28 protein-coding genes and 1 tRNA gene are annotated in these 25,618 nt (G+C 61.0%); 19 read left to right on the plus strand and 10 right to left on the minus strand.

Features of this window, described 5'->3' with window-relative positions; genetic code table 11:
* Nucleotides 1-284 precede the first annotated feature (284 nt).
* On the plus strand, nucleotides 285-968 hold the full coding sequence (locus ACQ4WY_RS03680) for a pentapeptide repeat-containing protein (RefSeq protein WP_436502873.1): 684 nt from the start codon (nucleotides 285-287) through the stop codon (nucleotides 966-968).
* Between the two features lie 163 nt (nucleotides 969-1,131).
* Here ACQ4WY_RS03680 and ACQ4WY_RS03685 read toward each other — a convergent pair whose 3' ends face one another.
* A complete protein-coding gene (locus ACQ4WY_RS03685; protein WP_436502874.1) occupies nucleotides 1,132-2,346 on the minus strand; it encodes an MFS transporter in 1,215 nt (404 codons plus the stop codon).
* A gap of 106 nt (nucleotides 2,347-2,452) precedes the next feature.
* On the opposite strand from ACQ4WY_RS03685, the gene ACQ4WY_RS03690 reads away from it, so the two are divergent.
* Nucleotides 2,453-3,379: a LysR family transcriptional regulator gene (locus ACQ4WY_RS03690; protein ID WP_436502875.1), complete on the plus strand. Its 927-nt coding sequence runs from the start codon at nucleotides 2,453-2,455 to the stop codon at nucleotides 3,377-3,379.
* A gap of 200 nt (nucleotides 3,380-3,579) precedes the next feature.
* On the opposite strand, the gene ACQ4WY_RS03695 is transcribed toward ACQ4WY_RS03690, so the two are convergent.
* Complete coding sequence (locus ACQ4WY_RS03695) at nucleotides 3,580-5,847, minus strand: carboxy terminal-processing peptidase (RefSeq protein WP_436502876.1); 2,268 nt, start codon at nucleotides 5,845-5,847, stop codon at nucleotides 3,580-3,582.
* Between the two features lie 521 nt (nucleotides 5,848-6,368).
* On the opposite strand from ACQ4WY_RS03695, the gene ACQ4WY_RS03700 reads away from it, so the two are divergent.
* Entirely contained in the window at nucleotides 6,369-8,339 is a 1,971-nt protein-coding gene (locus tag ACQ4WY_RS03700; protein ID WP_436502877.1) for a methyl-accepting chemotaxis protein, read from the plus strand.
* A 51-nt stretch (nucleotides 8,340-8,390) separates the two neighbouring features.
* Nucleotides 8,391-8,663 carry a putative signal transducing protein gene (locus tag ACQ4WY_RS03705; protein WP_436502878.1) on the plus strand — a complete coding sequence of 91 codons (273 nt, stop codon included), beginning with the start codon at nucleotides 8,391-8,393 and terminating at the stop codon, nucleotides 8,661-8,663.
* A gap of 126 nt (nucleotides 8,664-8,789) precedes the next feature.
* Here the strand turns inward: ACQ4WY_RS03705 and ACQ4WY_RS03710 are convergent, their stop codons facing one another.
* Entirely contained in the window at nucleotides 8,790-9,338 is a 549-nt protein-coding gene (locus ACQ4WY_RS03710) for a thymidine kinase (protein ID WP_436502879.1), read from the minus strand.
* 294 nt (nucleotides 9,339-9,632) lie between these two features.
* Here ACQ4WY_RS03710 and ACQ4WY_RS03715 point away from each other — a divergent pair, with 294 nt between their 5' ends.
* Together ACQ4WY_RS03715 and ACQ4WY_RS03720 are read left to right on the plus strand one after the other, a co-directional pair.
* On the plus strand, nucleotides 9,633-11,024 hold the full coding sequence (locus tag ACQ4WY_RS03715; protein WP_436502880.1) for a pyridoxal-phosphate dependent enzyme: 1,392 nt from the start codon (nucleotides 9,633-9,635) through the stop codon (nucleotides 11,022-11,024).
* Entirely contained in the window at nucleotides 11,021-12,202 is a 1,182-nt protein-coding gene (locus ACQ4WY_RS03720; protein ID WP_436502881.1) for a trans-sulfuration enzyme family protein, read from the plus strand. Before ACQ4WY_RS03715 ends, ACQ4WY_RS03720 begins: the two co-directional genes overlap by 4 nt.
* A gap of 12 nt (nucleotides 12,203-12,214) precedes the next feature.
* Here the strand turns inward: ACQ4WY_RS03720 and ACQ4WY_RS03725 are convergent, their stop codons facing one another.
* Both ACQ4WY_RS03725 and ACQ4WY_RS03730 read right to left on the minus strand, forming a co-directional pair.
* Entirely contained in the window at nucleotides 12,215-14,431 is a 2,217-nt protein-coding gene (locus ACQ4WY_RS03725) for a penicillin acylase family protein (RefSeq protein WP_436502882.1), read from the minus strand.
* 15 nt (nucleotides 14,432-14,446) lie between these two features.
* Nucleotides 14,447-15,283, minus strand: coding sequence for a hypothetical protein (locus ACQ4WY_RS03730; protein ID WP_436502883.1), 837 nt, complete (start codon nucleotides 15,281-15,283; stop codon nucleotides 14,447-14,449).
* A gap of 112 nt (nucleotides 15,284-15,395) precedes the next feature.
* Here ACQ4WY_RS03730 and ACQ4WY_RS03735 point away from each other — a divergent pair, with 112 nt between their 5' ends.
* From ACQ4WY_RS03735 to ACQ4WY_RS03765, 7 genes are all read left to right on the plus strand, one after another.
* Complete coding sequence (locus tag ACQ4WY_RS03735) at nucleotides 15,396-15,842, plus strand: DUF2939 domain-containing protein (RefSeq protein ID WP_436502884.1); 447 nt, start codon at nucleotides 15,396-15,398, stop codon at nucleotides 15,840-15,842.
* A 125-nt stretch (nucleotides 15,843-15,967) separates the two neighbouring features.
* Complete coding sequence (locus tag ACQ4WY_RS03740; protein WP_436502885.1) at nucleotides 15,968-16,471, plus strand: DUF2939 domain-containing protein; 504 nt, start codon at nucleotides 15,968-15,970, stop codon at nucleotides 16,469-16,471.
* Nucleotides 16,472-16,555: 84 nt separating this feature from the next.
* The gene (locus tag ACQ4WY_RS03745) at nucleotides 16,556-16,768 is read left to right on the plus strand and encodes a hypothetical protein (RefSeq protein ID WP_436502886.1); all 213 of its coding nucleotides are present in this window, start codon (nucleotides 16,556-16,558) and stop codon (nucleotides 16,766-16,768) included.
* 5 nt (nucleotides 16,769-16,773) lie between these two features.
* Nucleotides 16,774-16,926: a hypothetical protein gene (locus tag ACQ4WY_RS03750; RefSeq protein ID WP_436502887.1), complete on the plus strand. Its 153-nt coding sequence runs from the start codon at nucleotides 16,774-16,776 to the stop codon at nucleotides 16,924-16,926.
* Between the two features lie 437 nt (nucleotides 16,927-17,363).
* A complete protein-coding gene (locus ACQ4WY_RS03755) occupies nucleotides 17,364-19,655 on the plus strand; it encodes a TonB-dependent receptor (protein ID WP_436504385.1) in 2,292 nt (763 codons plus the stop codon).
* A gap of 102 nt (nucleotides 19,656-19,757) precedes the next feature.
* Nucleotides 19,758-19,844, plus strand: a tRNA-Leu gene (locus ACQ4WY_RS03760).
* Nucleotides 19,845-20,106: 262 nt separating this feature from the next.
* Entirely contained in the window at nucleotides 20,107-20,313 is a 207-nt protein-coding gene (locus ACQ4WY_RS03765) for a site-specific integrase (RefSeq protein WP_436502888.1), read from the plus strand.
* A 26-nt stretch (nucleotides 20,314-20,339) separates the two neighbouring features.
* Here the strand turns inward: ACQ4WY_RS03765 and ACQ4WY_RS03770 are convergent, their stop codons facing one another.
* The 3 genes from ACQ4WY_RS03770 to ACQ4WY_RS03780 are packed head-to-tail and all read right to left on the minus strand — an operon-like array spanning nucleotide 20,340 to nucleotide 22,101.
* Nucleotides 20,340-21,173 (minus strand): NmrA family NAD(P)-binding protein, encoded by an 834-nt coding sequence (locus ACQ4WY_RS03770; RefSeq protein ID WP_436502889.1) that lies wholly within the window; start codon nucleotides 21,171-21,173, stop codon nucleotides 20,340-20,342.
* Between the two features lie 27 nt (nucleotides 21,174-21,200).
* The gene (locus ACQ4WY_RS03775) at nucleotides 21,201-21,755 is read right to left on the minus strand and encodes a TetR/AcrR family transcriptional regulator (RefSeq protein WP_436502890.1); all 555 of its coding nucleotides are present in this window, start codon (nucleotides 21,753-21,755) and stop codon (nucleotides 21,201-21,203) included.
* 1 nt (nucleotide 21,756) lies between these two features.
* Nucleotides 21,757-22,101, minus strand: a complete 345-nt coding sequence (locus ACQ4WY_RS03780; protein WP_436502891.1) for a DMT family transporter — start codon at nucleotides 22,099-22,101, stop codon at nucleotides 21,757-21,759.
* A 471-nt stretch (nucleotides 22,102-22,572) separates the two neighbouring features.
* On the opposite strand from ACQ4WY_RS03780, the gene ACQ4WY_RS03785 reads away from it, so the two are divergent.
* The 4 genes from ACQ4WY_RS03785 (at nucleotide 22,573) to ACQ4WY_RS03800 (ending at nucleotide 23,751) form a co-directional block, all read left to right on the plus strand.
* Nucleotides 22,573-23,076, plus strand: a complete 504-nt coding sequence (locus ACQ4WY_RS03785; RefSeq protein WP_436502892.1) for a hypothetical protein — start codon at nucleotides 22,573-22,575, stop codon at nucleotides 23,074-23,076.
* On the plus strand, nucleotides 23,073-23,219 hold the full coding sequence (locus tag ACQ4WY_RS03790; protein ID WP_436502893.1) for a hypothetical protein: 147 nt from the start codon (nucleotides 23,073-23,075) through the stop codon (nucleotides 23,217-23,219). Before ACQ4WY_RS03785 ends, ACQ4WY_RS03790 begins: the two co-directional genes overlap by 4 nt.
* Entirely contained in the window at nucleotides 23,219-23,458 is a 240-nt protein-coding gene (locus tag ACQ4WY_RS03795; protein ID WP_436502894.1) for a hypothetical protein, read from the plus strand. Before ACQ4WY_RS03790 ends, ACQ4WY_RS03795 begins: the two co-directional genes overlap by 1 nt.
* Before the next feature lie 89 nt (nucleotides 23,459-23,547).
* A complete protein-coding gene (locus tag ACQ4WY_RS03800) occupies nucleotides 23,548-23,751 on the plus strand; it encodes a hypothetical protein (protein ID WP_436502895.1) in 204 nt (67 codons plus the stop codon).
* 11 nt (nucleotides 23,752-23,762) lie between these two features.
* Here the strand turns inward: ACQ4WY_RS03800 and ACQ4WY_RS03805 are convergent, their stop codons facing one another.
* A complete protein-coding gene (locus ACQ4WY_RS03805) occupies nucleotides 23,763-24,092 on the minus strand; it encodes a hypothetical protein (protein ID WP_436502896.1) in 330 nt (109 codons plus the stop codon).
* A gap of 128 nt (nucleotides 24,093-24,220) precedes the next feature.
* Between ACQ4WY_RS03805 and ACQ4WY_RS03810 the strand changes: the two genes are divergently transcribed.
* Nucleotides 24,221-24,859 carry a hypothetical protein gene (locus ACQ4WY_RS03810; RefSeq protein WP_436502897.1) on the plus strand — a complete coding sequence of 213 codons (639 nt, stop codon included), beginning with the start codon at nucleotides 24,221-24,223 and terminating at the stop codon, nucleotides 24,857-24,859.
* Nucleotides 24,860-24,902: 43 nt separating this feature from the next.
* Here the strand turns inward: ACQ4WY_RS03810 and ACQ4WY_RS03815 are convergent, their stop codons facing one another.
* Nucleotides 24,903-25,175, minus strand: a complete 273-nt coding sequence (locus ACQ4WY_RS03815; RefSeq protein WP_436502898.1) for a hypothetical protein — start codon at nucleotides 25,173-25,175, stop codon at nucleotides 24,903-24,905.
* Between ACQ4WY_RS03815 and ACQ4WY_RS03820 the strand changes: the two genes are divergently transcribed.
* The gene (locus ACQ4WY_RS03820) at nucleotides 25,174-25,389 is read left to right on the plus strand and encodes a hypothetical protein (RefSeq protein WP_436504451.1); all 216 of its coding nucleotides are present in this window, start codon (nucleotides 25,174-25,176) and stop codon (nucleotides 25,387-25,389) included. The two genes, ACQ4WY_RS03815 and ACQ4WY_RS03820, sit on opposite strands and share 2 nt — an antisense overlap.
* Nucleotides 25,390-25,618 lie beyond the last annotated feature (229 nt).

Here is a 25,618-nt window from a genome sequence, read left to right on the forward strand (position 1 = left end):
GGATCCGTCCGAGCGACGTTGGCGCAATGGGTGCGCCTGCAACGATACTAACCCGAGCCTGCGCAAACTGGCAAGGGCGATTCGGACGCGCTACAATACGCACTGATCGAAAATGAGCGCACCGGTTGGTAACCCGGTAAGTGCCCGGCACCGTCCGGCATGCTCCCGCCCACGCGGACCCACGGCGCTGACCCTTGGCTGTTACACCAGCCGGGGAGGTGTTCTGGTTCGTGCATTTTCCCGCCGCGCCATCCCTCCCCTGCTTCACTTTAGGAATGAGACGGATGGCAACACACGACACCGCAGTAACTGGCATGACCCTGGACCGCGCCGGCATCGAGCAGCAGCTGGCCCTGCAGGTGCGCCACTTCATCGATTGCGCCTTCGACGGCGAAGACTTGTCGCGCCTCGATTTGCAAGGCTGCACCTTCGAGCGCTGCACCTTTGCCGAAACCATCTTGTTCGCCAGTAAGCTGGCGCGCAGCACCTGGCGCCGCTGCCGCGCGGGCAGCGCCGATTTCGAATCCGTCGACGCCGTCGATGCCACGTTTGAAGGCTGCGACCTGAACAACACGAAATGGCGGCGCGCCAAGCTGGCCTCGGCCACCTACCGTGGCTGCAAGCTGACGGGCGCCTCGTTCGAGGAAGTGGCCCACCTGGGCCTCACCTTCGAAGACAGCCTGCTGGTGGGCGCCGACCTGCGCGGCTTTTCCTTCCGCAAGGCCATATTAAAACAGCTGGATTTTTCCGACGCCTACCTGGCCGGCTGCGACTTCCGCGACGCCATCTTCGAAGGGGGCAGCCTGCGCAATGCCACCATCAAACTGGCGAAGTTCCAGGGCGCGGACTTGCGCGGCGCCGATATCGACGGTTTTAAATTAAACGAAGCGGCGCTGCTGAAGGGCGCCGTCATCACGCATGCGCAGGCGGCGAACTTCATGCGGGCGCTGGATCTGGTGGTGATTTAATTTCAACAGGCAAAAAAAAGCCCGCTACGGAAGCGGGCTGAATCTATTTCCTTGGAGGAGATAGAGGAGACAAGTGCATGATGCGGCATCGCGGCATATCACGCCACTTTATATTCATGATGATAGAAATTCCTGTCAGTGATAATGAGCCGCCATCAGGGTTTCAAGCCGTGCGGCGCGTGGCCTGCGGCAAAAATTCTCCCAACCACACCAGCAAGGCCAGGCCCGGAAACGCCATGCCGGTCAGCAAGGTTGCCTGCCAGCCGTAGCTGGCATACACCCAGGCGCCGATGGCCGAACCGGCCGCGCCGCCGGCGAAGAACAGGGCGAAATACAGACCGTTCAGGCGACCCCGCACTTCCGCACCCAGGCTGAAGATGGCGCGCTGGCCCAGCACCAGGTTGGCGGCCACGCCCATATCGAGCACGATGGAGGCGACCACCAGCAACCCCAGCGCCACGTGTTTCGATTCCGGAGCAAACATGGGCAAGGCAAACGCGACGATGCCCAGCGCCAGCGCGGTGGCCGTGGCGGGCAAGGTGTGGCCCGCATCGGCGAGGCGGCCGGCGATCGGCGAGGCAACGGCGCCCGCCATGCCCACCAGGGCAAAGATGGCGATGCCCGTTTGCGACAGGCCGAACGCGGGGCTGGACAGCACCAGCGGCGTGACGGTCCAGAACAGGCTGAAGGCGCCAAACAGGCCAGCGTGATAGGCGGCGCGGCGGCGCAGCACGGGCGTGCCCAGCAGCAAGTGCCACAAGGACGCCATCAGGGCCGGATAGCGCATGCTCGACACGGGCTGGCGCACGGGCAAGGCGCGGCGCAGCACCAGCGCCAGCAGTACCATCAGCACGGCGGCGCCGCCAAACACCACGTGCCAACTGGCGTGGGCCGCCACCAGCGACGCCACGGGGCGGGCCAGCATGATGCCCAGCAACAAGCCGCTGACCACCTTGCCCACCGTCTGTCCCCGCGTCGCTTCCTGCGACAGGTGGGCGGCAAACGGCACGATCACTTGCGCCGCCACGGAACCGAGGCCGATGGCCAGCGCGGCGGCCAGGAACACCACGGCGCCCGTGGAGAGGGCCGCCACGACCAGGGCCGTGGCCGTCACCAGCAAGGCAGTGACGATCAGGCGGCGGTTTTCCAGCAAGTCGCCCAGGGGCACGACAAACAGCAGGCCAAGGGTATAGCCGACTTGTGTCAGGGTGACGATCAGCCCGGCCGCCTTGGCCGACAGGCCCGTCGAGGCGCTGATGGGCCCGACGAGGGTTTGCGCGTAATACAGATTGGCCACGATCAGGCCGGAAGCGATGGCCAGCAGCAGCACCATGGCGGGCGAAATGTCGTGGGGAGCAGAAGATGAGGCCTTGTTCATATTGTTTCCTCGGTTCGGTAGGGATGCGACCATTCTAGGCAAAACTATGGCAAAGATAATTAGGGCATAATCCCCCTACACTTTTCACATAAGATGAACAATCACGATGGACAAGATCAAGGCCATGCAGACCTTCGTGCGCATCGTTGAAGCCAACAGTTTTTCCAAGGCGGCCCAGACATTGAATTTGCCGCGCGCTGCGCTGACGGCTACCCTGCAAAAGCTGGAAGCCTACCTGGGCACGCAATTGCTGCAGCGAACCACGCGCCGTTTGTCCCTGACGCCGGAAGGGGCCGAGTACTTTCGCCACTGTCTCGATATCCTGAAGGCCGTCGATACGGCGGAACTGGCCTTCCGTGGACCGGACGCGAAAAAACCGCGCGGCTTGCTGCGCATCAACCTGCCCAATACAGTAGGCCGGCGCCTCGTCATGCCCCATATCGCGCAATTCCACGCCGCCTATCCGGACGTGCAACTGCAGCTGAGCCTGACGGACCGCCTGGTCGACCTGACGCAGGAAGGCATCGATTGCGCCTTGCGCGTGGGCACCTTGCAAGATTCCGCCTTCATTGGCAAGCAGGTCGGCCTGATGCGCTTCGCCACGTGCGCCTCGCCCGCCTATCTGGCGCAGCATGGCAGGCCGCACACCCTTGCCGACCTGGCTGCGCACCGGGGCATCATGCATTACTCGGGCCGCACGGGACGGGCCTTCGACTGGGATTTCTTGCAAGGAAAGGAAGTCGTGCGCGTGCAAATGGCCGGCCCCATCGCCGTCAACGATGCCGACGCCAGCGTCGATTGCGCGCTGCAAGGGCTGGGCCTGGCGCAGGCCGCCATGTACCAGGTACGCCGGCATCTGGACAGCGGCGCCCTGGTGGCCGTGCTGGCGGATCACCCGCCGACGCCGATGCCCATGTCGCTGCTGACGCCGCAAGGCCGGCTGGCCACGCCCAAGCTGCAGGCGTTTGCCGGCTGGATCACGGCTCTGCTGGCTGCCCAGCCCGACGTGCAACTGCTCACGCACAAAATCTGAGGCAAAAAAAAGCCCGCTACAAGGAGCGGGCTAAATCTATTTTCTTGGAGGAGAATAGAGGAGACGAGTGCATTATGCTGCATCGCGGCATATCTATCCAATTGATTGTTGGAATGATAGAAATACGCCAAACAGATAACTGATGAAGGCAAAAAAAAGCCGGCTCCGCAAGGAACCGGCTTTCTACTGCGCGAAAAGCCTTACTTCGCTGCCGTCACCGGCGTCGCCTTGGTGTCCGCGCCATATGGCAAGACCTTGGCCGCCATGCGGGTATCGGCTTTGATCAGCGCCACTTCGTCGGCCAGGATGCGCGCCGCTTCGTTCAGCAGCACGTCCTTGGCGCTCTTGGCGGCCGTTTCGGCGTCCAGTTCGGCACTCAGGGCGCGCTCGTCACCCTGCAAGCCGTCGTCGGTGCGCAGGGCGCCCTTCACGGCGGCGATCTGCTTGGCCGTCTTGTTGGCCGCTTTCGCGCCCTTCAGCACGTCTTTCGGATCCGGAATGACCACCAGGTCGTCGGCAGGATTCGAAATCTGCGCGATCAGGCGTTTTTCACGGGCCTTGGCGCGCGCTTCCTGGGCATCGCGCTCCTTGCGGCGCACGGTTTCATTGAGCGAAATCTGGTTTTCCTTGCGCTGCTTGACGACCAGGGCGATGTCATCGAGCAAATACTGGAAATCCTTGTCCTTGGCCACGCGCGCATCATGTTTCTTGTCCAGCAGCGGCACGATATCCTTCAGGTCGCCCGTCGGCATGTAGGGCGCCGGCTTGATGGCCACCCATGGCAGGGCATTGTCATAGCTCGATTCGCCGAAGTTTTCCGCGTCCGACATGGCTGGCAGTTTGATGTCAGGCGTGACGCCGCGCAACTGCGTGGTGCCGCCATTGATGCGGAAGAACTGGGCGATGGTCATTTTCAGCTCGCCGAAACGGGCTTTCTCGCTGCCGCCGAAACGGTCGAGGTTGAACAGGGTCTGCACCGTGCCCTTGCCGAAGCTGCCTTCGCCGATGATGACGCCACGGCCGTAGTCCTGCACGGCGGCGGCAAAAATTTCAGAGGCGGAAGCGGAGCCACGGTTGATCAGCACGCCCATCGGGCCATCCCAGGCCAGGCCGGCACTGGTATCGCTTTCCACGTCGACCTTGCCTTCGGCATTGCGCTGCATCACGACAGGCCCCTTGTCGATGAACAGGCCCGTCAGTTCAACGGCTTCGTTCAGCGAACCTCCGCCGTTGTTGCGCAAGTCGATCAGGACGTTGTCGACCTTATCCTTCTTCAACTCGGCCAGCAAGCGACTGACATCGCGCGTGGCGCTTTTAAAGTCTTTGTCGCCACGGCGGCGCGCTTCGAAATCCTGGTAGAACGTCGGCAAGGAAATGACGCCGATGCGGCGCTTGACGCCGTTGTCGCGTACTTCGATGACTGATTTCTTCGCCGCCTGCTCTTCCATGCTGATTTTCTTGCGCACCAGCGGCAAGACCACGTGCTTGGCATCCGGGCCGGCGTCGGCCGGCAGGATGTCGAGGCGCACCACGGAATCCTTGGCGCCGCGGATCAGCTGCACCACGTCGTCGATGCGCATGCCCAGCACTTCGGTGATGGGGCCGCTTTCGCCCTGCCCCACGCCGACGATGCGGTCACCCACTTTCAGCTTGCCCGACAAGCCGGCCGGGCTGCCCGGCACGACCTCGCGCACCACCGTGTATTCATCGCGCGTCTGCAGCACGGCGCCGATGCCTTCGAGCGACAGCCGCATGGCGATGTCGAAATTATCCGAGGCGCGCGGGCCCAGGTAATTGGTATGCGGCTCGATCGACATGGCGTACGAGTTCATGAAGATCTGGAACACGTCTTCGCTGTTGAGCTTGCGCGCACGGGTCGTGTAGCTTTCATAGCGCTTGTCCAGGGTCTCGCGGATGGCCTTGTCTTCCTTGCCCGCCAGTTTCAGGCGCAGCCAGTCATTCTTGACGCGCTTGCGCCACAGGTCGCGCACTTCCTCGTCGTTCTTCGGCCAGGCGGCCTTTTCGCGGTCGAGCTGGTAGCTCTCGTCGGCCGTAAAGTCGAATTTGGTTTTCAGCAATTCACGCGCATACGCCATGCGCTCGTCGAAACGTTGCTGGTACAGGTTGTAGATGGCAAACGGCGCCGTCAGGTCTTCATTGATGATGGCGTCATCAAGCTTGGTGCGCAGCGGCGCGAAACGGTCGACGTCGGCCTGCACGAAAAACAGTTTTTCCGCGTCCAGGGACTTGAAGTAACGGTCGAAGATTTTCTCCGACATGGCATCGTCGAGCGGCATGGCCTTGTAATGGACGCGCGTCAATACGCGCGAGGCCCACAAGGCGGCCTGCGTTTGCTGGGCCAGCGGCTTCATGGGTAGCGGAGGAGCGGCGCTCTTGTCCGTCTGGGCTGCGCCAGCGTGGGCTGACAGGGCAAGCACCAGGGTGACCAGCATCATTTGCTTCTTCATCGGCTTCTCCGAAAATTAGTTGAATCAATTCCAGGCGGCGCAGCTATTCATGCGCCAGCCAGCAAGACAGTAAGGGGAATACACGACTGGTCTGCATATTATTCTACAGGATACGGCCTGGCAGTCTCCCATGGAATATCAGTTTCTTCCTGGAAGCTTAAACGCGAATTAAAGGCAGCGTCTCATTCATTACAAAGTGAAACATTCGTGACAAAAATCGCATCATCCGTCAGCGACGGATACCAACATGCCCCACTGAAATTAAAAAAGTCAATGGGACGTTGTGGAAATCCTTGATGCAGATGATGTTTTTACGCGAAAAAAATGATTCTTGCGGGAAACACTTAGTAACAAAACGCAAGCGACATGCTATCATCGCGCCCTGAAATTCAGCTTGCCTGTGCGCGGCCCCCAAGCCGGCGCGCCTCCGTTTCAAGCGCATTCCCCACCAGATCCCCTCCCCGCGTGTCATGTCATGACCAGGAATGGCCGAGCTGATTACCCTTTGCCAGACTCACACTATGCCTACAATTTCCTTCTCCCCCCGCCACTGGAGTGTCGGCGGCAAAATTACCGTCTTCACGTTTGCGCTGGTCAGCCTGATCCTCGCCAGCCTGACGACCTTGATCAGCATCCGCACCTCGTCTGCCCTGGAACAGCGCGCCGAAGCGGCCGTCACCAGCGAACTCAATAGCGTCATGACGACCACGGAAGTGTTTCATACCGCCATGGTCAACGAGGCGGCAAGCTTTGCGCGCCTGTTCGCGGCCGAATTTCCCGGCCCGTTCACGGTCGACACGGGCGCCATGGTGGCCGTGGCCGGCAAGGCCACGCCTGCCCTGGCCAACGGCGGCAAGGTACTCAACCTCGACACGGCCCTGGTCGACCGCTACACGGCCCAGACGGGCGTGATCGCCACCATTTTTGCCGCCAACGGCGATGAATTCGTGCGCATCAGCACCTCGCTGAAAAAGCAGGACGGCGAACGCGCCATCGGCACCCAGCTCGACCACAATCACCCCAGCTATGCGCCGCTGCGCGCGGGCCAGCGCTTCGTTGGCATGGCAACACTGTTTGGCAAGCAATACATTACCCAGTATGACCCCGTGCGCGATGCGGCAGGCAAGGTGGTGGGCGTGCTGTTCATCGGTCTGGACATCAGCAAGAATCTGGCCATGTTGAAAGAGAAGATTCGCCAGGTCAAGATCGGCCAGACGGGCTACATCTATATCGTCGACACGGCCCCCGGCGCCAATTACGGCCACCTGGTGCTGCATCCGAACAGCGAAGGCAAGAGCGCGCTCGAGTTCAAGGCCAGCGATGGCCGGATGTTCATCCAGGAAATGCTGGCGCAAAAAAACGGCGCCATGCGCTATACCTGGACGGCGCCGGGCGAAACGGCTGCCCTCGCGCGCGAAAAGCAGCTGTATTACCGTCAATTCAAGGATTGGCACTGGATCATCGCGGGCGGCACGTTCACGGACGAAATCACTCTTGAAGCGCGCCAGATGCGCAACCAGCTGGCCATTTCCGGCTTCATCGCCCTGCTCGTCTTCGCCCTGCTGCTGTACTGGCTCGTGCGCGCCCTCGTGTCGCGCCCGCTGGCCGCCGCCGAAACGGCCGCCGCGCAGATTGCCGCCGGCGACCTGACGGTGCACCTCGATACCAGCAGCCTGGACGAAATCGGCCGCCTGCTGCTCGCCATGAACCGCATCAGCGACAACCTGTCGCAAGTGGTCAGCAATGTGCGCGGCAGCGCCGGGCAGATCGCCACGGCGTCCGGTGAAATCGCCAGCGGCAACCTGGATCTGTCGAGCCGCACGGAGCAGCAAGCCAGTTCGCTGGAAGAAACAGCTGCTTCGATGGAAGAACTCAGTTCCACCGTGCGCCAGAACGTCGATCACGCGCAGCAGGCAAGCCGGCTGGCGCACGACTCGTCCAGCCTGGCAGCCGAAGGCGGCGCGGCCGTGGCGCAGGTGGCCAGCACCATGGACGCCATCCGCAGTTCCTCGGGCAAGATCGCCGACATCATCGGCGTCATCGACGGCATCGCCTTCCAGACGAATATACTGGCCTTGAACGCGGCTGTAGAAGCGGCCAGGGCCGGCGAACAGGGACGCGGCTTTGCCGTCGTCGCCACCGAGGTGCGCACCCTGGCGCAGCGCTCGACGGCAGCGGCGAAAGACATCAAGGACTTGATCCAGGCGTCCGCCAGCACGGTGGACCTGGGCCATGCGCAAGTGAGCCAGGCCAGCGCTACCATGGACACGGTGGTGGCCAGCGTGCAGCAAGTGAGCACCATCATGGCCGAAATCGCGCAGGCGAGCGAAGAACAGCGCAACGGCATCGAGCAAGTCAACCAGGCCATCGCCCAGATGGACCAGGTGACCCAGCAGAACGCGGCCCTGGTGGAAGAAGCGGCTGCGGCCGCCGACGCCTTGCAGGAGCAGGCGCAGGAGTTGAACCAGGTGGTGGGCGTGTTCAAGCTGTAACTTCAAGCCTGATGCTAAGATGGGGACGAATCCACCTTGCCAGGAGGCACCATGCACGACGACTATGTTTTGATTGCCCGGCTGATGATACCCACGGATGCGCACGTCATCCGCGGCTGCCTGGCAGCGGCCGGCATCGACGTACTGCTGACGGACGACCAGCATATGCAGGCCGACATGCTGCTGGCGGCCGCCATCGGCGGCGCCCGCGTGCTGGTGCGCGAACACGACGTGGCGCGCGCCAATGAAATCCTCGCCGCCTTCGAGCGGGGCGATTTGGCACTGGCGGACGATGCCGATGTGGGAATGCCCGTCGCCGAGTAAGAACACTTATCAAAACCTACTGCGCGTCGTAATTTGCAGTCTGCGATGCTCACTGTACCTTCGTACAGTTGCGCTTCTCAACCACAACTTCCTTCCGCTCGCTACGGTTTTGTTAAGCGTTGTAAGTCAGGCGTAAAAACAGCGCCCACACGCCTGGCGGTAACTCTCGTTGCCGCCAATACTGATCTGCTCGCCTTCCTTGATGCGGTGACCCTGCTCGTCCACGCGGATGTTCATCGTGGCCTTCTTGCCGCAAGTACAAATATTCTTCAATTCCTCGATATCGTCGGCCAGCGCCAGCAGATAGGCCGAGCCGGGGAAGGGTTCGCCCTTGAAATCCGTGCGCAAGCCGTAGCAGATGACGGGCACGCCCTTCACTTGCGCCAGTTGGTGCAGCTGCTGCACCTGGGCCGTGCTGAGAAATTGCGCTTCGTCCACCAGCAGGCAGGCCACCTGGGGAATATCGTTGAGGAAATTCGTGTCGGCATGGAAGATATCGACCTGACGCTGCGGCCCCAGGCGCGACGTGACTCTGCCCACGCCGTAGCGGCTGTCGATGGCGGCCGTGTACAGGCGCACCTGCTGGCCCTGCTCTTCATAGTTGTGCGCGACCTGCAACAAGGCCGTCGACTTGCCCGCGTTCATCGCGGAATACCGGAAATAAAGTTTTGCCACTGCCGCCTGCCCTGTTTGTCTGGTTTTTCAGGATACTGTTTAGTATCTTTTCGAGGCGTGATTATAAATCGCAATGATGGGCTTGCGGCAGCTTAATACGCGTGCCTTTGGCGCGGCAAGCGGGCTAAAAACGGCGCATACTCGAATCATGCGCGCTGCAGGCTATATGCGCAGGACGCATATGCAAGCATGCAAACATTCGTTCGCCGCACCCGTCCACCCGCCTACACTGCGCGGCACGGAAGGCGGCTCGGGACACAATCCGGAGCGGCTGTTTCTCTGACAGGAGCCACCATGAATGATCGAATGCCATCCCCATCCCAGCCGCCAGCGCTATACAAGCTGATCGGCAATACCCCGCTGGTCGAAGTCACCAGGCTCGACACGGGCCTGTGCCAGCTGTTCCTGAAACTGGAATCGCAAAATCCCGGCGGTTCCATCAAGGACCGCATCGGCCTGTCCATCATCGAAGCGGCCGAAGCCGACGGCCGCTTGCAGCCGGGCGGCACCATCGTCGAGGCGACAGCCGGCAATACCGGCATCGGCCTGGCCCTGGTCGGCCGCATCAAGGGTTACCGCGTGATTCTCGTCGTGCCCGACAAGATGTCGACGGAAAAAGTGCTGCACCTGAAAGCCCTGGGCGCGGAAGTGCACACCACGCGCTCGGACGTGGGCAAGGGCCATCCCGAGTACTACCAGGATTACGCGGCGCGCCTGGCGCGCGACCTGCCGGGCGCCTTCTTCGCCGACCAGTTCAACAATCCGGCCAATCCGCTGGCCCACGAAACGACGACGGCTCCCGAAATCTGGGAGCAAAGCGGCCATGACGTGGACGCCATCGTCGTCGGCGTCGGCTCGTCCGGCACCCTGACGGGCCTGACGCGCTACTTCCGCAAGGTGCAGCCCAAGCTCGAATTCGTGCTGGCCGACCCGCAAGGCTCCATCCTCACCGAATACATCGACACGGGCAAGGTGTCGGACACGAGCGGCTCGTGGGCCGTGGAAGGTATCGGCGAAGACTTCATTCCCTCGATTGCCGACATGGACAGCGTCACGCAGGCCTATACCATCAGCGACCAGGAAAGCTTCGACAGCGCGCGCGCCCTCCTGCGCGCCGAAGGCATCCTCGGCGGCTCGTCCACCGGTACGCTGCTGGCAGCCGCCCTCAAATACTGCCGCGAACAGACCACGCCAAAGCGCGTCGTCACTTTTGTCTGCGACACGGGCACACGCTACCTGTCAAAGGTCTATAACGACGGCTGGATGCGCGACCAGGGCTTGTTGCAGCGGGCCGTGTCGGGCGACTTGCGCGACCTGATCGGGCGCCGCTACGACGAGGGCGACGTGGTCAGCGTGGCGCCCGGCGACACCCTGCTCACTGCCTTCAACCGCATGCGCTCGAGCGACCTGGCGCAGCTGCCCGTGATCGACGGCGGCCAGCTGGTCGGCATCCTCGACGAATCGGACTTGCTGTTGCACGTGTCGGGCGACGCCGCGCATTTCGCGTCGCTGGTGGGCGCCACCATGACGACGCAGCTCGAAATCTTGGCGCCATCGAGCGGCTTGCCCGCCCTGCGCGCCACCCTGGACCGGGGCTTGACGGCCGTCGTCGCCGACGATAGCGCCTTTTATGGCCTGATCACCCGCTTCGACCTTCTTAACCACTTACGCAGGACACTATCTTGAGCCAGCACATTCCCCGCAAGAGCCATCTCGCCACCCGCGTCATCCACGCCGGCCAGTCGCCCGACCCGTCGACGGGCGCCATCATGCCGCCCATTTACGCCACCTCCACCTTCGTGCAGGACAGCCCCGGCGTGCACAAGGGCCTCGACTATGGCCGCTCGCACAATCCCACGCGCTGGGCGCTGGAACGCTGCGTGGCAGACCTGGAAGGCGGCAGCGCGGCCTTCGCGTTTGCCTCTGGCCTGGCCGCCATCTCGTCCGTGCTGGAATTGCTGGACGCCGGTAGCCACATCGTCGCCGGCGACGACATGTACGGCGGCACCTACCGTTTATTTGAGCGCGTGCGCCGGCGCTCGGCCGGCCACGAATTTACCTATGTCGACCTGACGAATCCGGAAAACCTGCTGGCCGCGCTGCGCCCGGAAACGAAGATGGTGTGGGTGGAAACGCCCACCAACCCGATGCTGAAACTGGCCGACCTGCGCGCGATTGCCGACATCTGCCGCGCACGGGGCATCATCGCCGTGGCGGATAACACCTTCGCCAGCCCGTTGGTGCAACGGCCTTTGGAACACGGCTTCGACATCGTCGTGCATTCGACCACCAAGTACTTGAACGGCCACTCGGACATCATCGGCGGCATCGCCATTGTCGGCGCGGAAGCGCGCCAGGCCGAATGGCGCGAGCAGCTGGGCTTCCTGCAAAACTCGGTGGGCGCGATTGCAGGGCCATTCGACAGTTTTCTGGCCTTGCGCGGAGTGAAGACCCTGGCCATCCGCATGCAGCGCCATTGCGAAAGCGCCCTGGCGCTGGCGCAGTGGCTGGAGCAGCAGAAGGAAGTGAAAAAGGTGTTTTATCCGGGACTGGCCTCGCACCCGCAACACGCGCTGGCACAGCGCCAGATGGATGGTTTCGGCGGCATCATCTCCATCGACCTCGATACGGATTTGGCCGGCGCGCGCCGCTTCCTCGAGCGCTGTGAAGTATTCGCCCTGGCCGAAAGCCTGGGCGGCGTGGAAAGCCTGATCGAACACCCTGCCCTGATGACGCACGCCAGCATCCCGGCCGAACAGCGGGCAACGCTGGGCATAGGCGATGGCTTGATCCGGCTGTCGGTGGGGATCGAAGACATCGAAGACCTGCGGCATGACTTGCGCACCGCGCTCGATGCAATCTGATCCACCCGGCCGCTATTCTCCGGGGCGGTACCTGCGCTGCAGGTGCTGTTCCACCTGCTCCGGATAAAACAGCACGTCCTTGAACTCGCCACGCGCGTACATGGCCGCCTGGTCCTGGAAATGCGGCGACTTCGGGTCGCCACTCTGGCCGCCCGCGAGGATGCTTTTCGCCTTGATGCGGGGGCCGAATTCCACTGCCGCCACAAAGCTGTTACCGCGCTCGCCGTAAATGCGCCGATTTTTGCCATTCGTGCTCTTGCTGCTCTGGCCATATGCGGCCAGCGCGCCCCAGTTGCCCGAGGCGTAAGGTACGGGCAAGCTGGGCTGCGCATCGTCAAACGGCTGCACCACGTCGCCTGTCAGGCGCTGGAAGCGGTTGATTTCGCCCCACGGCGTTTGCCAGTTGCCGAAATCGCGCTGCAATTTATCGGCCGCACTGGTCAGGGCCGCCAGCCGCTGCGCCGCAGTGACCTTGTCCGTCGCCAGAAAATCGACCACGGGCACGCCCTGCTCGCGCGCCTGTTTCCCACTCAGCTCGGCCAGTTCCTGGCCCCAGAACACGGCCAGCGAGGTGGCTGTCGACGTCAGCGAATAGCGCCAGTCCCAGGACCGCAGCAAGGCCACCTTGTCGGCCAGCGCCAGCTTTTGCGCATCGCCCGCCGGCAGCGCATCCCAAGCCGCGAACAGTGGCGGCAGCAGCGCTTCGAACGCCGTCAGCTCACTATCGTAGGAAGCGGCGATCAGGCTGTCCAGGGTAAAACCTTTTTTATTCTGGAAGACTTTGACGGCGTGCAGGCCGCGCGCGTTTTCGCCGTACACGGACATGTAGGCGGGATAGTCCTGCTGGCGCGGGCTGTTGGCGCCGGCCGCCGAATATGGCCAATTATTCGTATTCTGGATCCAGCCATTTTTCGGATTGAACAGGGTGATGGTCTGCGCCACCGTGTGCAGCCCTTTCCATTCCGTGGCCGGGTCGCTGCCGTCGACAGGCTGCTTCCAGTTGAAGCGCGGGTCGCGCACGGGGATGAAATTGCCGTGAAAATAGGCGATATTGCCGTCTGCATCCGCATACACGGTGTTGTTCGACGAATTCGTGCGCAATTCCATGGTCTTGTAGAAGGCCGCGTAATCGCGCGCCTTGGTGCGCGTGTACGACTGCATCAAGGCCTTCAACGGTTCGTTCATCAGGCGCACGGCCACCCATTTACCATCCTGCGCGCGCACGATGGGGCCGTGATGGCTGTAATAGACAGTGATGGTTTTCGATGCAATACCGCCATCGGCCAGTTTATATGGCAAGGTGATGGGCACGGCTTTCAAGGGGCGCAGGCCGCCATCGTAGCGGTAGAACCATGCGCGATCGCGGTCGACGATGCTCTCCAGGTATTCGTCGATGACATCGCCGCCGCCCGAGGTATGCATCCAGCCGAGGCGCTCATTGAAGCCCTGATAGACGAAGAACTGGCCCCAGGTGACGGCGCCGTACGCGTTCAGGCCTTCACCGCTGGTCACTTGCACTTCGGGACGGAAGTAGAACGAGGTATGGGGATTGATCATCAGCAGCGCATGGCCATTCTGCGTGATGGCGGGCGCGATGGCGAAGCCGTTCGATCCGCTCGGCTCGGGATCCAGGCCCGTCTCCAGGCTGGCCAGCGCCACGGTGGCAGGCCTGGCTTGCTGGCCGTAAAACGCTTCGAGCTGCGCCAGATTGACGGACTCGATATCGCCGCCGATGCTGCCCTCACTGAAACTCAAGGCCATCCACGGCTCGAAATGCGCGATCAGCCGCGGCTTGACGTGCGGATGCGTGGCCAGGTAAAAATTCAGGCCGTCGGCAAAAGCGTCCATCAACTTGCGCAGCCATGCCGGGCTGGCGCGGTATTGCGCCTGCAAATCGGCCGGGTCGATGAAGAGCTTCATGCGCAGGTCGCGGTACAGCTCCCGTTCGCCCTCCACTTCCGCCAGGCGCCCCATGGCGTTGATGTAATTGAGTTCCACGCGGGGGAAATCATCCTCCGCTTGCGCATACATCAGACCAAAGACGGCATCCGCATCGCTCTTGCCCGTCACGTGCGGCACGCCCCACGTGTCGCGCGCAATGCTGACATTGGCAGCCTGCGCCTGCCAGCGGACCATGTCCGTGACAGAAACAGCGGACGCGGCCAGCACCGTGGGAGCGGCGACGGTGCCGCAGGCGATGGCGGCGAACAAGGCACGACGAGCTAGCATTCACTACTCCAATAATCAGGATGCGTCGATCAGCGTAGCGATGCGCTGGTTCAACTCCACATTTTCCGCCTGCAGCTGCGCGACCTTCTGTTTCAGGCTGGCGATTTCGCCGCGCAGGCGTTCCGCTTCGGACGGCGCCTGAGCCGCGTTTTCCGCCCACGGTTCGTTGCCCGTCTCCGGCGTGTCCTGAGATACATGGATCTTCGGCTCGCGCGGCGTGCGCGTGGCGGCGCGCTGTTCGCGGATTTCCTTGGCCGCCTGGCGTAATAATTTCTTGCCGCCGGCGACGGCCGCCACCTGCTCTTCCGGCGGTAAGGAGGCCACGGTGGCCGCCGCGTTGATGGAGATCGTGCCCGAGCGGACGGCTTCCACCAGTTCCGGCGAGGCTGCCTTCTGGATCTTTTCGATCTGGCTGATCTGGTTGCTGCTCAAGCGCGCCGCCTTGGCCACCTCTTCGCGCGTGCTCATGGGCGGTTTCGGCGCGTTTTCGCCTTCCGGCGCATCCTGGGCGCTGACGGGCGCCGGGCTGCGCGCGGCGACGATTTCCTTCTTGCGCAGCGCCAGCACGCCGCGCTGGAAGTCCGACACGCTGCGGCGCGCCAGGTGATTGTCGATCATCCATAGCATGACGTCGTCAAGCGAGGTAAAGCTGGTGTTCTGGATGGTCTTGAATTCGATGCCGTGCTGGCGGCAGATGGCGTAGCGGTTATGCCCGTCGATCAGCACGTCGTTCCACAACACCAGCGCGTCGCGGCAGCCTTCGGCCAGCAGACTGCGTTCGAGCGCCGCGTATTCGCTGGCGGTGAGCGGATCGATATACGACTGCAGCACCTGATTGATAGTGATATTCATGGTTGTCCTCAATATTGCGGCGCGATGGTCCGCGCCGGCACGAATGCTACACCATCCGTCACCCCTGGCCGGGTAAAATCACGGCGGCACAGCTCATTCAAAAACACGGACCATGAAAAGAAAGTACGCCACCGCGATCATTTTTACCGTTGCCGCCATCGGCTTCACCTGGGTCAGTCCCTACATCGCCATGTACCGCATCAGCATCGCGGCGAAATCCGTGCGCCTGGAAAACCTGGCGCAGCAGGCCGACCTGCCCGCCGTGCGCGCCAGCGTAGCGCGCCAGTTGCGGGCGGCCGGCGAAACGGCCAGCGAAGACGATTTCAAGGAAATGCTCGACACCATTGTCTCGCCGCCCGGCATCACGGTGCTGATCCTGCACGGCAAGCAGGGGCCGGACGGCAAGCGCCACGACTTCGGCATGGCGTACCGCTCGTGGAACGAAGTGGTGCTGCGGCGCAGCGGCGCCGGCCCCGCCGCCAGCCAGTTTTTGCTGCGCCGCCAAGGCATCTGGGACTGGAAACTGACGGACATTACCTTGCCGCCAGAATTACTCTGACAAAACTTGATCTAAAACAACACTTACCTAAACCGCCATATTGATTTTGGGAAATATTATGTAGAATGCCAACACTTCAGGCGCACCGGGTCGCCAGGCATCCGAGAGATCGCACGATGAAAAAAATGATGCTTCTCGCTGTAGTGGCACTGGTCGCGCTGGCCGGCGTCTTCTATGGCAGCCCGTATTTCACCATGAACAAGATTCGCACGGCGACCATGGACGAGGATACCCAGGCCTTGGCTGCGCAGATCGACCTGGCCCAGCTGCGCGGCAGCCTCGGGCAGCAACTGCACACCCTGTTCTCGGCGCCGGAAGTGGCCGACGACATCAGTCCAGACGTCATCGATCCCTTGCTCGATACCATGCTGATGCCCGAAGGCATCGTCGCCTTGATGAAGCTCAATGACCGCTATGAAAAACCGATCGCCAAGGTCAGCGACATCAGCGGCCGCAAGCGCAACACCAAGCCCGACTACAAACTGCACTACACCTCCTGGAACAGCGTCGTGGTGCAGCGCGCCCACAGCAAAAGCCATATCGGCGAACTGACTCTGACACGCGACGGCCTGTGGCACTGGAAACTGGTGTCGGTGGCCCTGCCGAAGAACTTGCTGGCCGACGCGTAAGGCGTCGGCCCGGCCCGTCGTATCGGCAAACCAGCGGCCATGCGACACTGCTATCATCGGGTTTTGATTTCCAACGGAGACAGCATGTCAGACCTGGTACAACACGCCTTGGCCCACGCGGGCAAACCGGTCACCACGCCCTGGGTGGTGACCCTCATCAGCGGTGAAAAACTCACCGGCCCCATTTCCCCGCTCAGTGACGGCTGCTACGCCATCGGCCTGGGACAAATCAAGTATTTTTCCAGCGACAAGGTGGCCTGCCTGAACGTATCGGGCGCGGGCGCGTTTCCCATCTAAAGACCTTGGCAACGGACCACACGCGGGACAAGACGCAAGATAGCGCACGCCTGGTACCGACACCGGCCAGCAGCACCGTCAAGCGCCAGGCCGCGTCGGCAAAACACCGTGCGGTGCAAGCGGAAAGCGTGACGACCGGCGATTGGGAAGCGTTTTAAGCAAATAGAGGCATGCGGCCACGCATGCCCCGCTTCACACGCCCAGGGGCATCGCCGCAGGCGGCGCCGTCCCCTGTCGCGTTGCAACAACACGCCCCCTCCGAAAAAAATCCGCGGCACCTGTTGTATTTCCAGTGCCCGCAAACGGGCAACATAGCAAAAGCCATCCCTCTTTTTTGCGCTCCCGCAGGAAACCCCATCGCCATGCCCGGCCACTTTCGCGCTCGCACAAGCCTGCCGGCACTCCACTATGCACCCACCAGATATTGACGACAAATACGATTTTATTCGCGTATTCAGTCGAAACGGATATGAATAGTTCTCGCTGGAAAATGGCATGAATACCAAAACTTTCCGTGCTAGCATGATTTTTCGTTCAGCTGGCCAGCGCCAGCTTGCATGCCCCAACAACCTAGACCGACAGGAGCCGTTACATGATGACACCGCATGCCAGCACAGTACGCCATACCCTGATTGCCCTGGCAATCACCGCCGCCTTTCCCCTGCAGGCGATGGCGCAGGTCCAGGACAGCATCCCGGCACCAGCCGCCGACGCGCCTGCCGCTCCGGTGGCGCAGGCCGGTCCTGGCCAGCTGGAAACGGTGATCGTGACGGCGCAGCGGCGCGCGGAAAACATCAAGGACGTGCCCATGTCCATCGCCACCCTGAAGGGTGACAAGCTCGACACCCTGACGGCCGGTGGCGCCGATATCCGCTTCCTCAACAGCCGCTCGCCCAGCGTTTCCGTCGAATCGGATTACGGCCGCACCTTCCCCCGCTTTTACATTCGCGGCCTGGGCAATACCGACTTCGACCTGAACGCCTCGCAGCCCGTGGGCCTGGTGATGGATGACGTGGTGCAGGAAAACGCCATGTTGAAAGGTTTTCCCGTGTTTGACGTGGACCAGGTCGAGGTGCTGCGCGGCCCGCAAGGCACCCTGTTCGGGCGCAATTCGCCGGCCGGCGTGATCAAGTTCGATTCCGCCAAGCCCGTCTTCAAGACGGAAGGCTACCTGAGCGGCGGCTTCGGCAAGGATGGCATGAAGAACCTGGAAGGCGCCTACAACGTGCCCGTCAGCGACACGGTGGCGCTGCGCTTTTCCGGCCAGACGCAGCGCCGTGACGACCGCGTGCACAACCCGCGTCCCACCGGCACGCGCGACTTCGAAGGCTATGAAGACAGCGCAGCCCGCCTGCAGGTGCTGGTCAAGCCCACGCGCGACTTCAGCGCCCTGTTCAACGTGCACGCGCGCAACCTCGACGGCACGGCCACGCTGTTCCGCGCCAACATTCTGAAACAGGGCACGAATGACCTGGTCGACAATTTCGATTATGGCTCCTACCCTACCGATGGCATCAACCGCCAGCACCTGAAAACCAAGGGCGGCAGCATGCGCCTGAAATGGGACTTGCCCGGCGTCACCCTGCACTCGATCACCGGCTACGAAAAACTCGATTTCTTCAGCCGCGCCGACGTCGACGGCGGCTATGGCGCCGTGTACGCGCCGCCGATGGGCCCCGGCTTCATCCCCTTCGTCGTGGAAACGGCCGACGTGATCCCCAACCACAAGCAGATTTCGCAGGAATTCCGCGCCGAATCGAGCGCCAAGGGACCTCTGCAATGGATCGCCGGCCTGTTCTATTTCAAGGAAGACATCCAGATCGACAGCATCAGCTTTGACAGCCTGGCGCCCGGCAACCCGCAAAACAGTGCCTACGCCACGCAAAACCAAAGCTCGAAGTCGTACGCGGCCTTCGGTTCGCTGAACTACACAGTGTCCGACGCGCTGAAACTGCGCGCCGGCTTGCGCTACACGACGGACAAGAAGGATTTTTCGGCCAAGCGCGTGGAAGCGACCACGGCCGGCCCTTTCAACCTGAACGACACCTCACACAACATCAGCTGGGACTTGAGCGGCACCTACGTGCTCACGCCGGAAACGAACGCCTATGCGCGCATCGCCACCGGCTACCGCGCGCCGTCGATGCAGGGCCGCCTGAACGGCCTGGCCGACCGCCCCTCGTTTGCCGGCGCCGAAAAAGCGCTGTCCGTCGAGGCCGGCATCAAGCAGGATCTGTTCGACAAGCGCGCGCGCCTGAGTCTGGCCGTGTTCCAGTACCGTGTCAAAGACAAGCAACTGACGGCCGGCAGCGGCGCCGTCAACATGAATCAGCTGATCAACGCCGACAAGGCCACGGGCCGTGGCGTCGAACTCGATTTCCAGGCGAATCTCAGCGATTCACTCAGCATGACCCTGGGCGGTAGCTATAACCACACGGAAATCCAGGACAAGAAGTTGTTCGTGCAAAGCTGCGGCAACGCGCAAAACAACCCGGCCAGCGGCTGCACCGTTACCGACCCGCTGGGCCCGTTCAAGGGCACGGCCTACATCGATGGCAACCCGCTGCCGCGCGCGCCGGAATGGCAAACCAACTTCACCTTGAAGTACAGCATTCCCGTCGCAAATGGCGAGTTCTACGCCTACACGGACTGGGCCTACCGCACCAGCTACAACTTCTTCCTGTATGAAGCGAAGGAATACAAGGCCAAGGAACTGCTCGAAGGCGGCTTGCGCGTCGGCTACAAATGGGACCGCTATGAGCTTTCCGCGTACGGCCGCAACATCACCAACCAGATCCAGTCGCTGGGCGCCATCGATTTCGATAACCTGACGGGCATCATCAACGAACCACGCACGTATGGGGTGCAGTTCAAGGCGACGTTTTGATGGCGGGTAGATAAAGCCATGCTGTCCGGTGCGAACCGGGCGGCATGGCTCAGGCACAAGATGGCGTGATGCGCATCACCTGTGCTAGAATCTCGCCGCGCTGCCCGGATGGTGAAACTGGTAGACACTGGAGACTTAAAATCTCCCGCCTGTAAGGGCGTGCCGGTTCGATTCCGGCTCCGGGCACCAGCGCACAGAATTTGGAAACATCGAAAAAGCCATTAATCCCAATATAATCAAAGGGTTAGTGGCTTTTTTACGTCCTCACATTTCTATTCATCCAGATTAAACTCGACAAGAAGCAGTAGCGACTACGCCAGATTTACGCCGTGATTACGCCTCAACGAGAGGGATTAATGGCTTCATTCAGGAAACGGGTTCCCGCGAGCGCATTCCTACCGAGGATGACATCGAACGCCTGTGCAACGCACTTGGCTTCGCCGGCGAGCCTGTGACGACCAAGAGCCAGGCCGTGGCGGTCGCCTACCTCTTCGCCATCGAGACGGCGATGCGGGCCGGAGAAATCTGCGGGCTGATGCCAGCCTGGGTTGATAGCGCCGTCGCCCGCCTCCCTGCCTCGATCAATAAAAACGGTGTGCGACGAGGTGTCCTGCGCATGAAACGCAGCGCACGGGTGAGCCACAACGGAATCGCCTAGGCGTTAAAGCTATGACGCAAGCCGGTTTACTTCCAGACCCCGGCTTTCCCCATTGCCGAAACAAAATTGGAAAAATCGCGCGCCGGCTTGCCAAGCACAGCCTCGATGTCGCCTGAGACTTGCGCCAGCTTGTTGTTAGCGATGTCCTGGTAAAGAGCGCTGAAAGAATATGCCCATTCCTCTGGCACCTGTTGCGCGACTTGCTCGGCGACGTAGGTGGCGGGATCGAGCGGTACATACGTGAGAGGGTGTTGGGCCCCCGACGTAATTTCCTGCGCCACCTCTGCAAAGCTCAGCAAGCAAGGGCCAGTCAGGTCGTACTGGCGGCCGTTGTGGCGATCATCCGTCAACGCGGAGACCGCCACCTCGGCGATGTCGTCCGCATCGACAAACGCTTCCTTGCCGGACCCTGCGGGCAAACGCAACTCGCCCGACCGTACCGGCTGGAGCAAAAAATCCTCGCTGAAATTCTGAAAAAACCAGCGCAAGCGCAGACTGGTCAGGTTCAAGCCGGCGCTGACGATATGATGTTCTGCAGCGCGCATGGCCTGCGAAAACTCGCTACCGTCATCCGGCGTGGATGCCAATACAGCCTTTTTCACACCTTCTGCTGCCGCGACACGGGCGAAATCGCCTACTTGCTCTGTCGCGCCGTCGAAACCCAGGCCGGGGTGCACGATGTACACCGCGCGCACGCCCTGCAGCGCAGGTTGCCAGGTTGTCGCATCGTTCCAGTCGAAGGGCACAGCCGACTTGCGCGAAACGGCGCGGACTGCGAACCCGCGTTGTGTCAGATTGGCGGCGACGCGGCTGCCGGTCTTGCCGGTGGCTCCGGTGACGAGAATTGAACTGTCAGACATGATGATCTCCTGATGCTGTTGCGGTGGTTAAAAAGTCATAGCGATCAAACGCCCTCTGATTGCAAGCAAATCCAGGGCCCTGGTCGAAGCGCCGGCGCTCAGCGAAGTAAACCAAGCGCCATCCGCCGCCAGCCTGACGATCTCCAGCAGTTCTCCGGCATCGGTATCGGCATGGCGGCACAATCTCAGCGTCAGCCAGGCATGCCATTGGGCAGCCAGCTGGGTCTCCGCAGTCAGCGAACTAATGAGAGCCGACCATATTCGCGTAGTGTCATCGTCCATGGTGAGTTCGGCATGGACATAGGCGCGGGTAAAGCTTCCGCGAGGCACCGGGTCGGCGGCGATCAGGGTGTCGAGCGCCACGTCCAACTCCTGCATTAACCCGTCGACCATCGCATCGACCAGCGCCTGTTTATTGGCAAAATGGTGAAACAGAGCCCCCTTGGTCACGCCTGCAGCTGCCGATACACCAGCGACTGTCACGGCAGCGAGGCCCTCACGACCGGCTATCAATGCAGCACAAGCGAGCAAAGCACGGCGCACCGCTTCCGGGTCCTTTCGACGTTCGTAAGCCGATGCCATGTCAATTCCCGCTGGCTTTGGAAAAGCCGTTGACGATGACCACCCCAACCACAATGAAACCGATGCCGACCATGGCAATCCAGTCGAGCCGCTGCTTGAACACCACAATGCTGACGATGGCGGTGAGTACGATGCCAAGACCGGCCCAGATCGCGTATGCGACGCCGATCGGCAATATCTTAAGTGCTTGGGCCAGCAGATAGAACGAGACACCGTACAGCCCGAGCGAGATCAAGGTTGGCGTCAATCTGCTGAATTGCTCGGACTTGGTAAGGAACGCGGTGCCGACCACTTCGCATGCAATGGCGCCTCCCAAAGCTGCCCACGACATTAAATTTGGATTCATTTGAATACACTGCTTACAGTTGAAGATGTGTCCAAAGATAACATACCGACCGGTATCTTTCAATTGATGATATGGTATTCCCCATCAAAGGGATTCTCCACTGCCCCCTATCCGGCTGCGATATAGCTCCTTCAGCACACAAACACAGCCGCTCCCACGCCATCACATCACCCACACAAAAAAACTGCTCAAAGTGCGTCAAAATGCATCAAAACGCGCGCCCCCTCTTCGCCCCGCCGCGCCAGTCCTCATGCGCCTTCGGCCATGGCGCACATTTGAGTCAAAAGACCCCTAACTAGCGGGCAGGTGTGGAGGGGGGACAACTGCGCGCGCCGGGCCGAACATCAATCGTCAAGACGTGAAAAAGCCGCCTCATGGACGGCTTGTGCGGCGGCTGGGGCGCTCTCGCGCGGCAGGGCCGCCACCGCGCCCGTCACAGTGTGGCGCGAACTGCGCCGCATCGAGGAAAGCATGCTCAACGAAGCCCCGGCCGCAATGCGCCGCGCCTGGGACGCCGTGCAAAAGATCGACGGCGAAAAGCGCGCCTGCTGGGCAGAATACCTGCGCGCCCAGGGTGGCGCCCTGGTGCCGCGCAAAGAGCTGGTCGTCACCTTGGCCAAGGACGAAAAGACCGTCATCGGCCGCTACGGCGAAACGCTGCGCACCACGCCCTACGGCGTGCGCTGCAGCGATCTTGTCGGCGTGGTCTTCAAGTCCGTACTCCACACGTGGACGCCGGCACAGGCCACAGGCGCTCGCGCGGTGGCTGTTGGGGTTGCCGTTCCTCGGACTCGTGTAAATAACTGTACGCAGACCGTTCAAGTCACGCCAGAAACGCTACAGGCGCTGGCGATCCCTAACCTGCCCGACTGGGCAAAAACCGAAATTATCAACGCCTGGGCTGCAGTCGATGCCTGTCCATATCCCCGGCTGATCGTTCCCGACATCCCACCTCAGAAAGGAAATGCCACATGAGTACCTTTTCCGTGACCGTTCGCACGCAAACCGAACGCTTTGAATATGCCGCGATTGCCGCTTCCAGCGGCGACGCGATCCAGGCCGCCCTCGACCACTTCGGCGTGTGCGGCGTTACCGCCAAACTGAAAGGAGCACCGTAATGCTGAACACCCTGACTGATTCACCGCGGCAAATCGCCCTGGGCGACCGCGTAACATTCGATTCCGATGAAGGCTACCAAGCCGGCACCGTCAACGACCTGCGCAGCGACGTAGGCAATGGGGAGCTGCATGCGTGGGTGGAGTTGGACCACCAATGGCCGGGCATGTTCCGCGCCGTACCGCTGGCTGCCATCGAGGCCATCAAAAAAATATCGGCCGCCCTGGGGTGCCAGCCATGACAGCGGAACGCCCTATGCATGCCGTGGCGGCCTTGTTCGTGCGCGCCAATTCCATCTACAAGACCATGCCCCTAGCCTGAGGAAGCACCATGTCAAACGCAATTTATTGCAAAACAATCAAACTTTCCACGTGCGCCTACGTCGGTATCGACATGGCATTGCGCGTCGCCATTGCGCAATCGAAAGAGCGCCTGAAATACATGCCGTTGGGCGACGACAACGCTGCAGGTCGCAATTATGAGGTCCAGCAGCTGAATAATCTGCTGCTGGCCCAAAAGGAATTTACGGCATGAAGCCGGCACAACTAGTCCCAAAGGATGACGTCGAGCATTTCGCCAACCTGCGGACGATGTTCGGGCAGGCCGTAGATGCAGTTGAATCTCGGATGATCGTAGATCGCCAGGTCACGCAGTCCGATGGACTCAAGAAAATCATATGCCTTGGCAATTTCGCTAACACCTGCGCCATCTATAGCCCTGTACACGGTATTAACGTCGTCGCGACGAAGCAGGATGCCGACGCGACGGGGGGCATCGGGAAAGTCATGCTTGCTGGTTTCGTAGGTAGCCAGCCAGTCCACGATCTTGGTGTCAAATTCAGGCGCAGAGTAGGTGCTATTGACGATTGTTTCCATATGATCAATTCCATTGTGGTTGCAGGAATTGCTATTTTATCAGGATTGCAACAACGCCCACCCGAGTGGCAAAGGCGGCGCAGTCGTCTACCCGACTGCGTTTGAACAGCCAAGAAGGACTATTAAAAATGGACCAATACAAAGAATTCTGCCGCCTGCGCGACTACCGCAAGCCTGGCGTCGAAGTACCGCACCACACCGAGGCCGAAGCGTTCGCATTGGTGATTGCCGGATACGCGGATCAGAAATACATGGCCCTGGCCGCGCGACATGAGTCGGTACTCGATAGCGCAATTTTGATGGCTGAGGAATTTGCCGAAGCGCGCCCCCCGAACGAGGGTGGCCATGCATTCAGGAACTATGCCGAGATCCTGCGCGGTCTGAAAAATGAACACACCCTGTTCGCCAGAATCACAAAAGAACAACACCCTGTCACAACATTTCCAAAAAAACAACACTACTATCGCTGCCAGTACGGCGGCCAGGAGCATTCAATGAACATGAACGAAACGGAATTCGTCGCCAAACTGGCCGTGGCCATCGATAAACTGCAGCGCCCCGCCATTCCGCTAGCGATTGATCTGTGGGACATCGCCACCATCGCGCAGTACTTGAAGCGCGAACCGGGAACCGTGCGGGAACGCATGGCGTGCCTGCCAAGCTTCCCGAAAGCGATACGCCTGCCAACGTCGAAGGGCCATGCGCAGCCCCTGTATAATGCAAAGGACGTGATCGCCTGGGCCGAATCGTACCGAGAAAAGAATTAATTTCGTTTACGCCAAAATTACGCCAACACCCCGGAAAGCCGCATTATTCAATAGGTTGAGTTTCCGGTTCCGGGCACCAGCGCACACGCCTTTTACAGAGATAGTGCTCACTATTTTCCCGCCAGTTCCGCAAAACCGGCTTTATTCCGCAAAAAATCACCGTAGTACTTGTAGCCTCTTCTCTCAATTCATGCTGGATCGTCAGTTTCTTGGGGCAGACTGCAAATTTTTTAACCCCTGACTGAACTTCCGCAAGGGCTACCCCAACATTGCGCGCTACCATCCATTGCCCCAGCAATGCGAGGTTATCAATCATGCGCCAGTTGCTTTCGCTTACCTTGCTGCGTGCTGCGGCAGGCTGCGCAGCCGGCAACCATGGCGACAAAAAAACGCCAGATATTATCGGGATGAGCAGCTTCGGCCTCGCCGCTCGCTACGGCACGCCCGCCAGCTACCAGCATCTTGGTGTGCTGCTTGAGCAGGCCATTTTCACCGATCAGGTCCTCGGGTTTCTAGTAGTTGGCCAGTAGGCTGTCGGCCAGTTTGAGCAGTTCGGGGTTGGATTTCTCCTTCCCACCAGTACAGAAAATTTATAAAAGGAAGTATCCTTCAAGGTCAGCCTATCCTAATTACACCTGGCATACTGATTGAGCGTGATCGCGATTGCTTACCAGACAAGCAGGACATCCTGAGCTGGAGGCTTTACGTCCTGCTTCTAAATACACCTCGATTGAAATCGCCGACTAGAACACACTTTTG

This window comes from Janthinobacterium salmonicoloratum (genome assembly GCF_051380845.1).
Taxonomy (GTDB): domain Bacteria; phylum Pseudomonadota; class Gammaproteobacteria; order Burkholderiales; family Burkholderiaceae_D; genus Janthinobacterium; species Janthinobacterium lividum_F.

What these genes read in the sequence shown, in the direction of transcription:
- ACQ4WY_RS03680 (WP_436502873.1), top strand. Translation starts at nt 285, where the DNA reads ATGGCAACACACGACACCGCAGTAACTGGCATGACCCTGGACCGCGCC.
- ACQ4WY_RS03685 (WP_436502874.1), bottom strand. Translation starts at nt 2,346, where the DNA reads ATGAACAAGGCCTCATCTTCTGCTCCCCACGACATTTCGCCCGCCATG.
- ACQ4WY_RS03690 (WP_436502875.1), top strand. Translation starts at nt 2,453, where the DNA reads ATGGACAAGATCAAGGCCATGCAGACCTTCGTGCGCATCGTTGAAGCC.
- ACQ4WY_RS03695 (WP_436502876.1), bottom strand. Translation starts at nt 5,847, where the DNA reads ATGAAGAAGCAAATGATGCTGGTCACCCTGGTGCTTGCCCTGTCAGCC.
- ACQ4WY_RS03700 (WP_436502877.1), top strand. Translation starts at nt 6,369, where the DNA reads ATGCCTACAATTTCCTTCTCCCCCCGCCACTGGAGTGTCGGCGGCAAA.
- ACQ4WY_RS03705 (WP_436502878.1), top strand. Translation starts at nt 8,391, where the DNA reads ATGCACGACGACTATGTTTTGATTGCCCGGCTGATGATACCCACGGAT.
- ACQ4WY_RS03715 (WP_436502880.1), top strand. Translation starts at nt 9,633, where the DNA reads ATGAATGATCGAATGCCATCCCCATCCCAGCCGCCAGCGCTATACAAG.
- ACQ4WY_RS03725 (WP_436502882.1), bottom strand. Translation starts at nt 14,431, where the DNA reads ATGCTAGCTCGTCGTGCCTTGTTCGCCGCCATCGCCTGCGGCACCGTC.
- ACQ4WY_RS03730 (WP_436502883.1), bottom strand. Translation starts at nt 15,283, where the DNA reads ATGAATATCACTATCAATCAGGTGCTGCAGTCGTATATCGATCCGCTC.
- ACQ4WY_RS03735 (WP_436502884.1), top strand. Translation starts at nt 15,396, where the DNA reads ATGAAAAGAAAGTACGCCACCGCGATCATTTTTACCGTTGCCGCCATC.
- ACQ4WY_RS03740 (WP_436502885.1), top strand. Translation starts at nt 15,968, where the DNA reads ATGATGCTTCTCGCTGTAGTGGCACTGGTCGCGCTGGCCGGCGTCTTC.
- ACQ4WY_RS03745 (WP_436502886.1), top strand. Translation starts at nt 16,556, where the DNA reads ATGTCAGACCTGGTACAACACGCCTTGGCCCACGCGGGCAAACCGGTC.
- ACQ4WY_RS03755 (WP_436504385.1), top strand. Translation starts at nt 17,364, where the DNA reads ATGACACCGCATGCCAGCACAGTACGCCATACCCTGATTGCCCTGGCA.
- ACQ4WY_RS03770 (WP_436502889.1), bottom strand. Translation starts at nt 21,173, where the DNA reads ATGTCTGACAGTTCAATTCTCGTCACCGGAGCCACCGGCAAGACCGGC.
- ACQ4WY_RS03775 (WP_436502890.1), bottom strand. Translation starts at nt 21,755, where the DNA reads ATGGCATCGGCTTACGAACGTCGAAAGGACCCGGAAGCGGTGCGCCGT.
- ACQ4WY_RS03780 (WP_436502891.1), bottom strand. Translation starts at nt 22,101, where the DNA reads ATGAATCCAAATTTAATGTCGTGGGCAGCTTTGGGAGGCGCCATTGCA.
- ACQ4WY_RS03785 (WP_436502892.1), top strand. Translation starts at nt 22,573, where the DNA reads ATGCTCAACGAAGCCCCGGCCGCAATGCGCCGCGCCTGGGACGCCGTG.
- ACQ4WY_RS03790 (WP_436502893.1), top strand. Translation starts at nt 23,073, where the DNA reads ATGAGTACCTTTTCCGTGACCGTTCGCACGCAAACCGAACGCTTTGAA.
- ACQ4WY_RS03795 (WP_436502894.1), top strand. Translation starts at nt 23,219, where the DNA reads ATGCTGAACACCCTGACTGATTCACCGCGGCAAATCGCCCTGGGCGAC.
- ACQ4WY_RS03800 (WP_436502895.1), top strand. Translation starts at nt 23,548, where the DNA reads ATGTCAAACGCAATTTATTGCAAAACAATCAAACTTTCCACGTGCGCC.
- ACQ4WY_RS03805 (WP_436502896.1), bottom strand. Translation starts at nt 24,092, where the DNA reads ATGGAAACAATCGTCAATAGCACCTACTCTGCGCCTGAATTTGACACC.
- ACQ4WY_RS03810 (WP_436502897.1), top strand. Translation starts at nt 24,221, where the DNA reads ATGGACCAATACAAAGAATTCTGCCGCCTGCGCGACTACCGCAAGCCT.
- ACQ4WY_RS03820 (WP_436504451.1), top strand. Translation starts at nt 25,174, where the DNA reads ATGCGCCAGTTGCTTTCGCTTACCTTGCTGCGTGCTGCGGCAGGCTGC.
- ACQ4WY_RS03815 (WP_436502898.1), bottom strand. Translation starts at nt 25,175, where the DNA reads ATGATTGATAACCTCGCATTGCTGGGGCAATGGATGGTAGCGCGCAAT.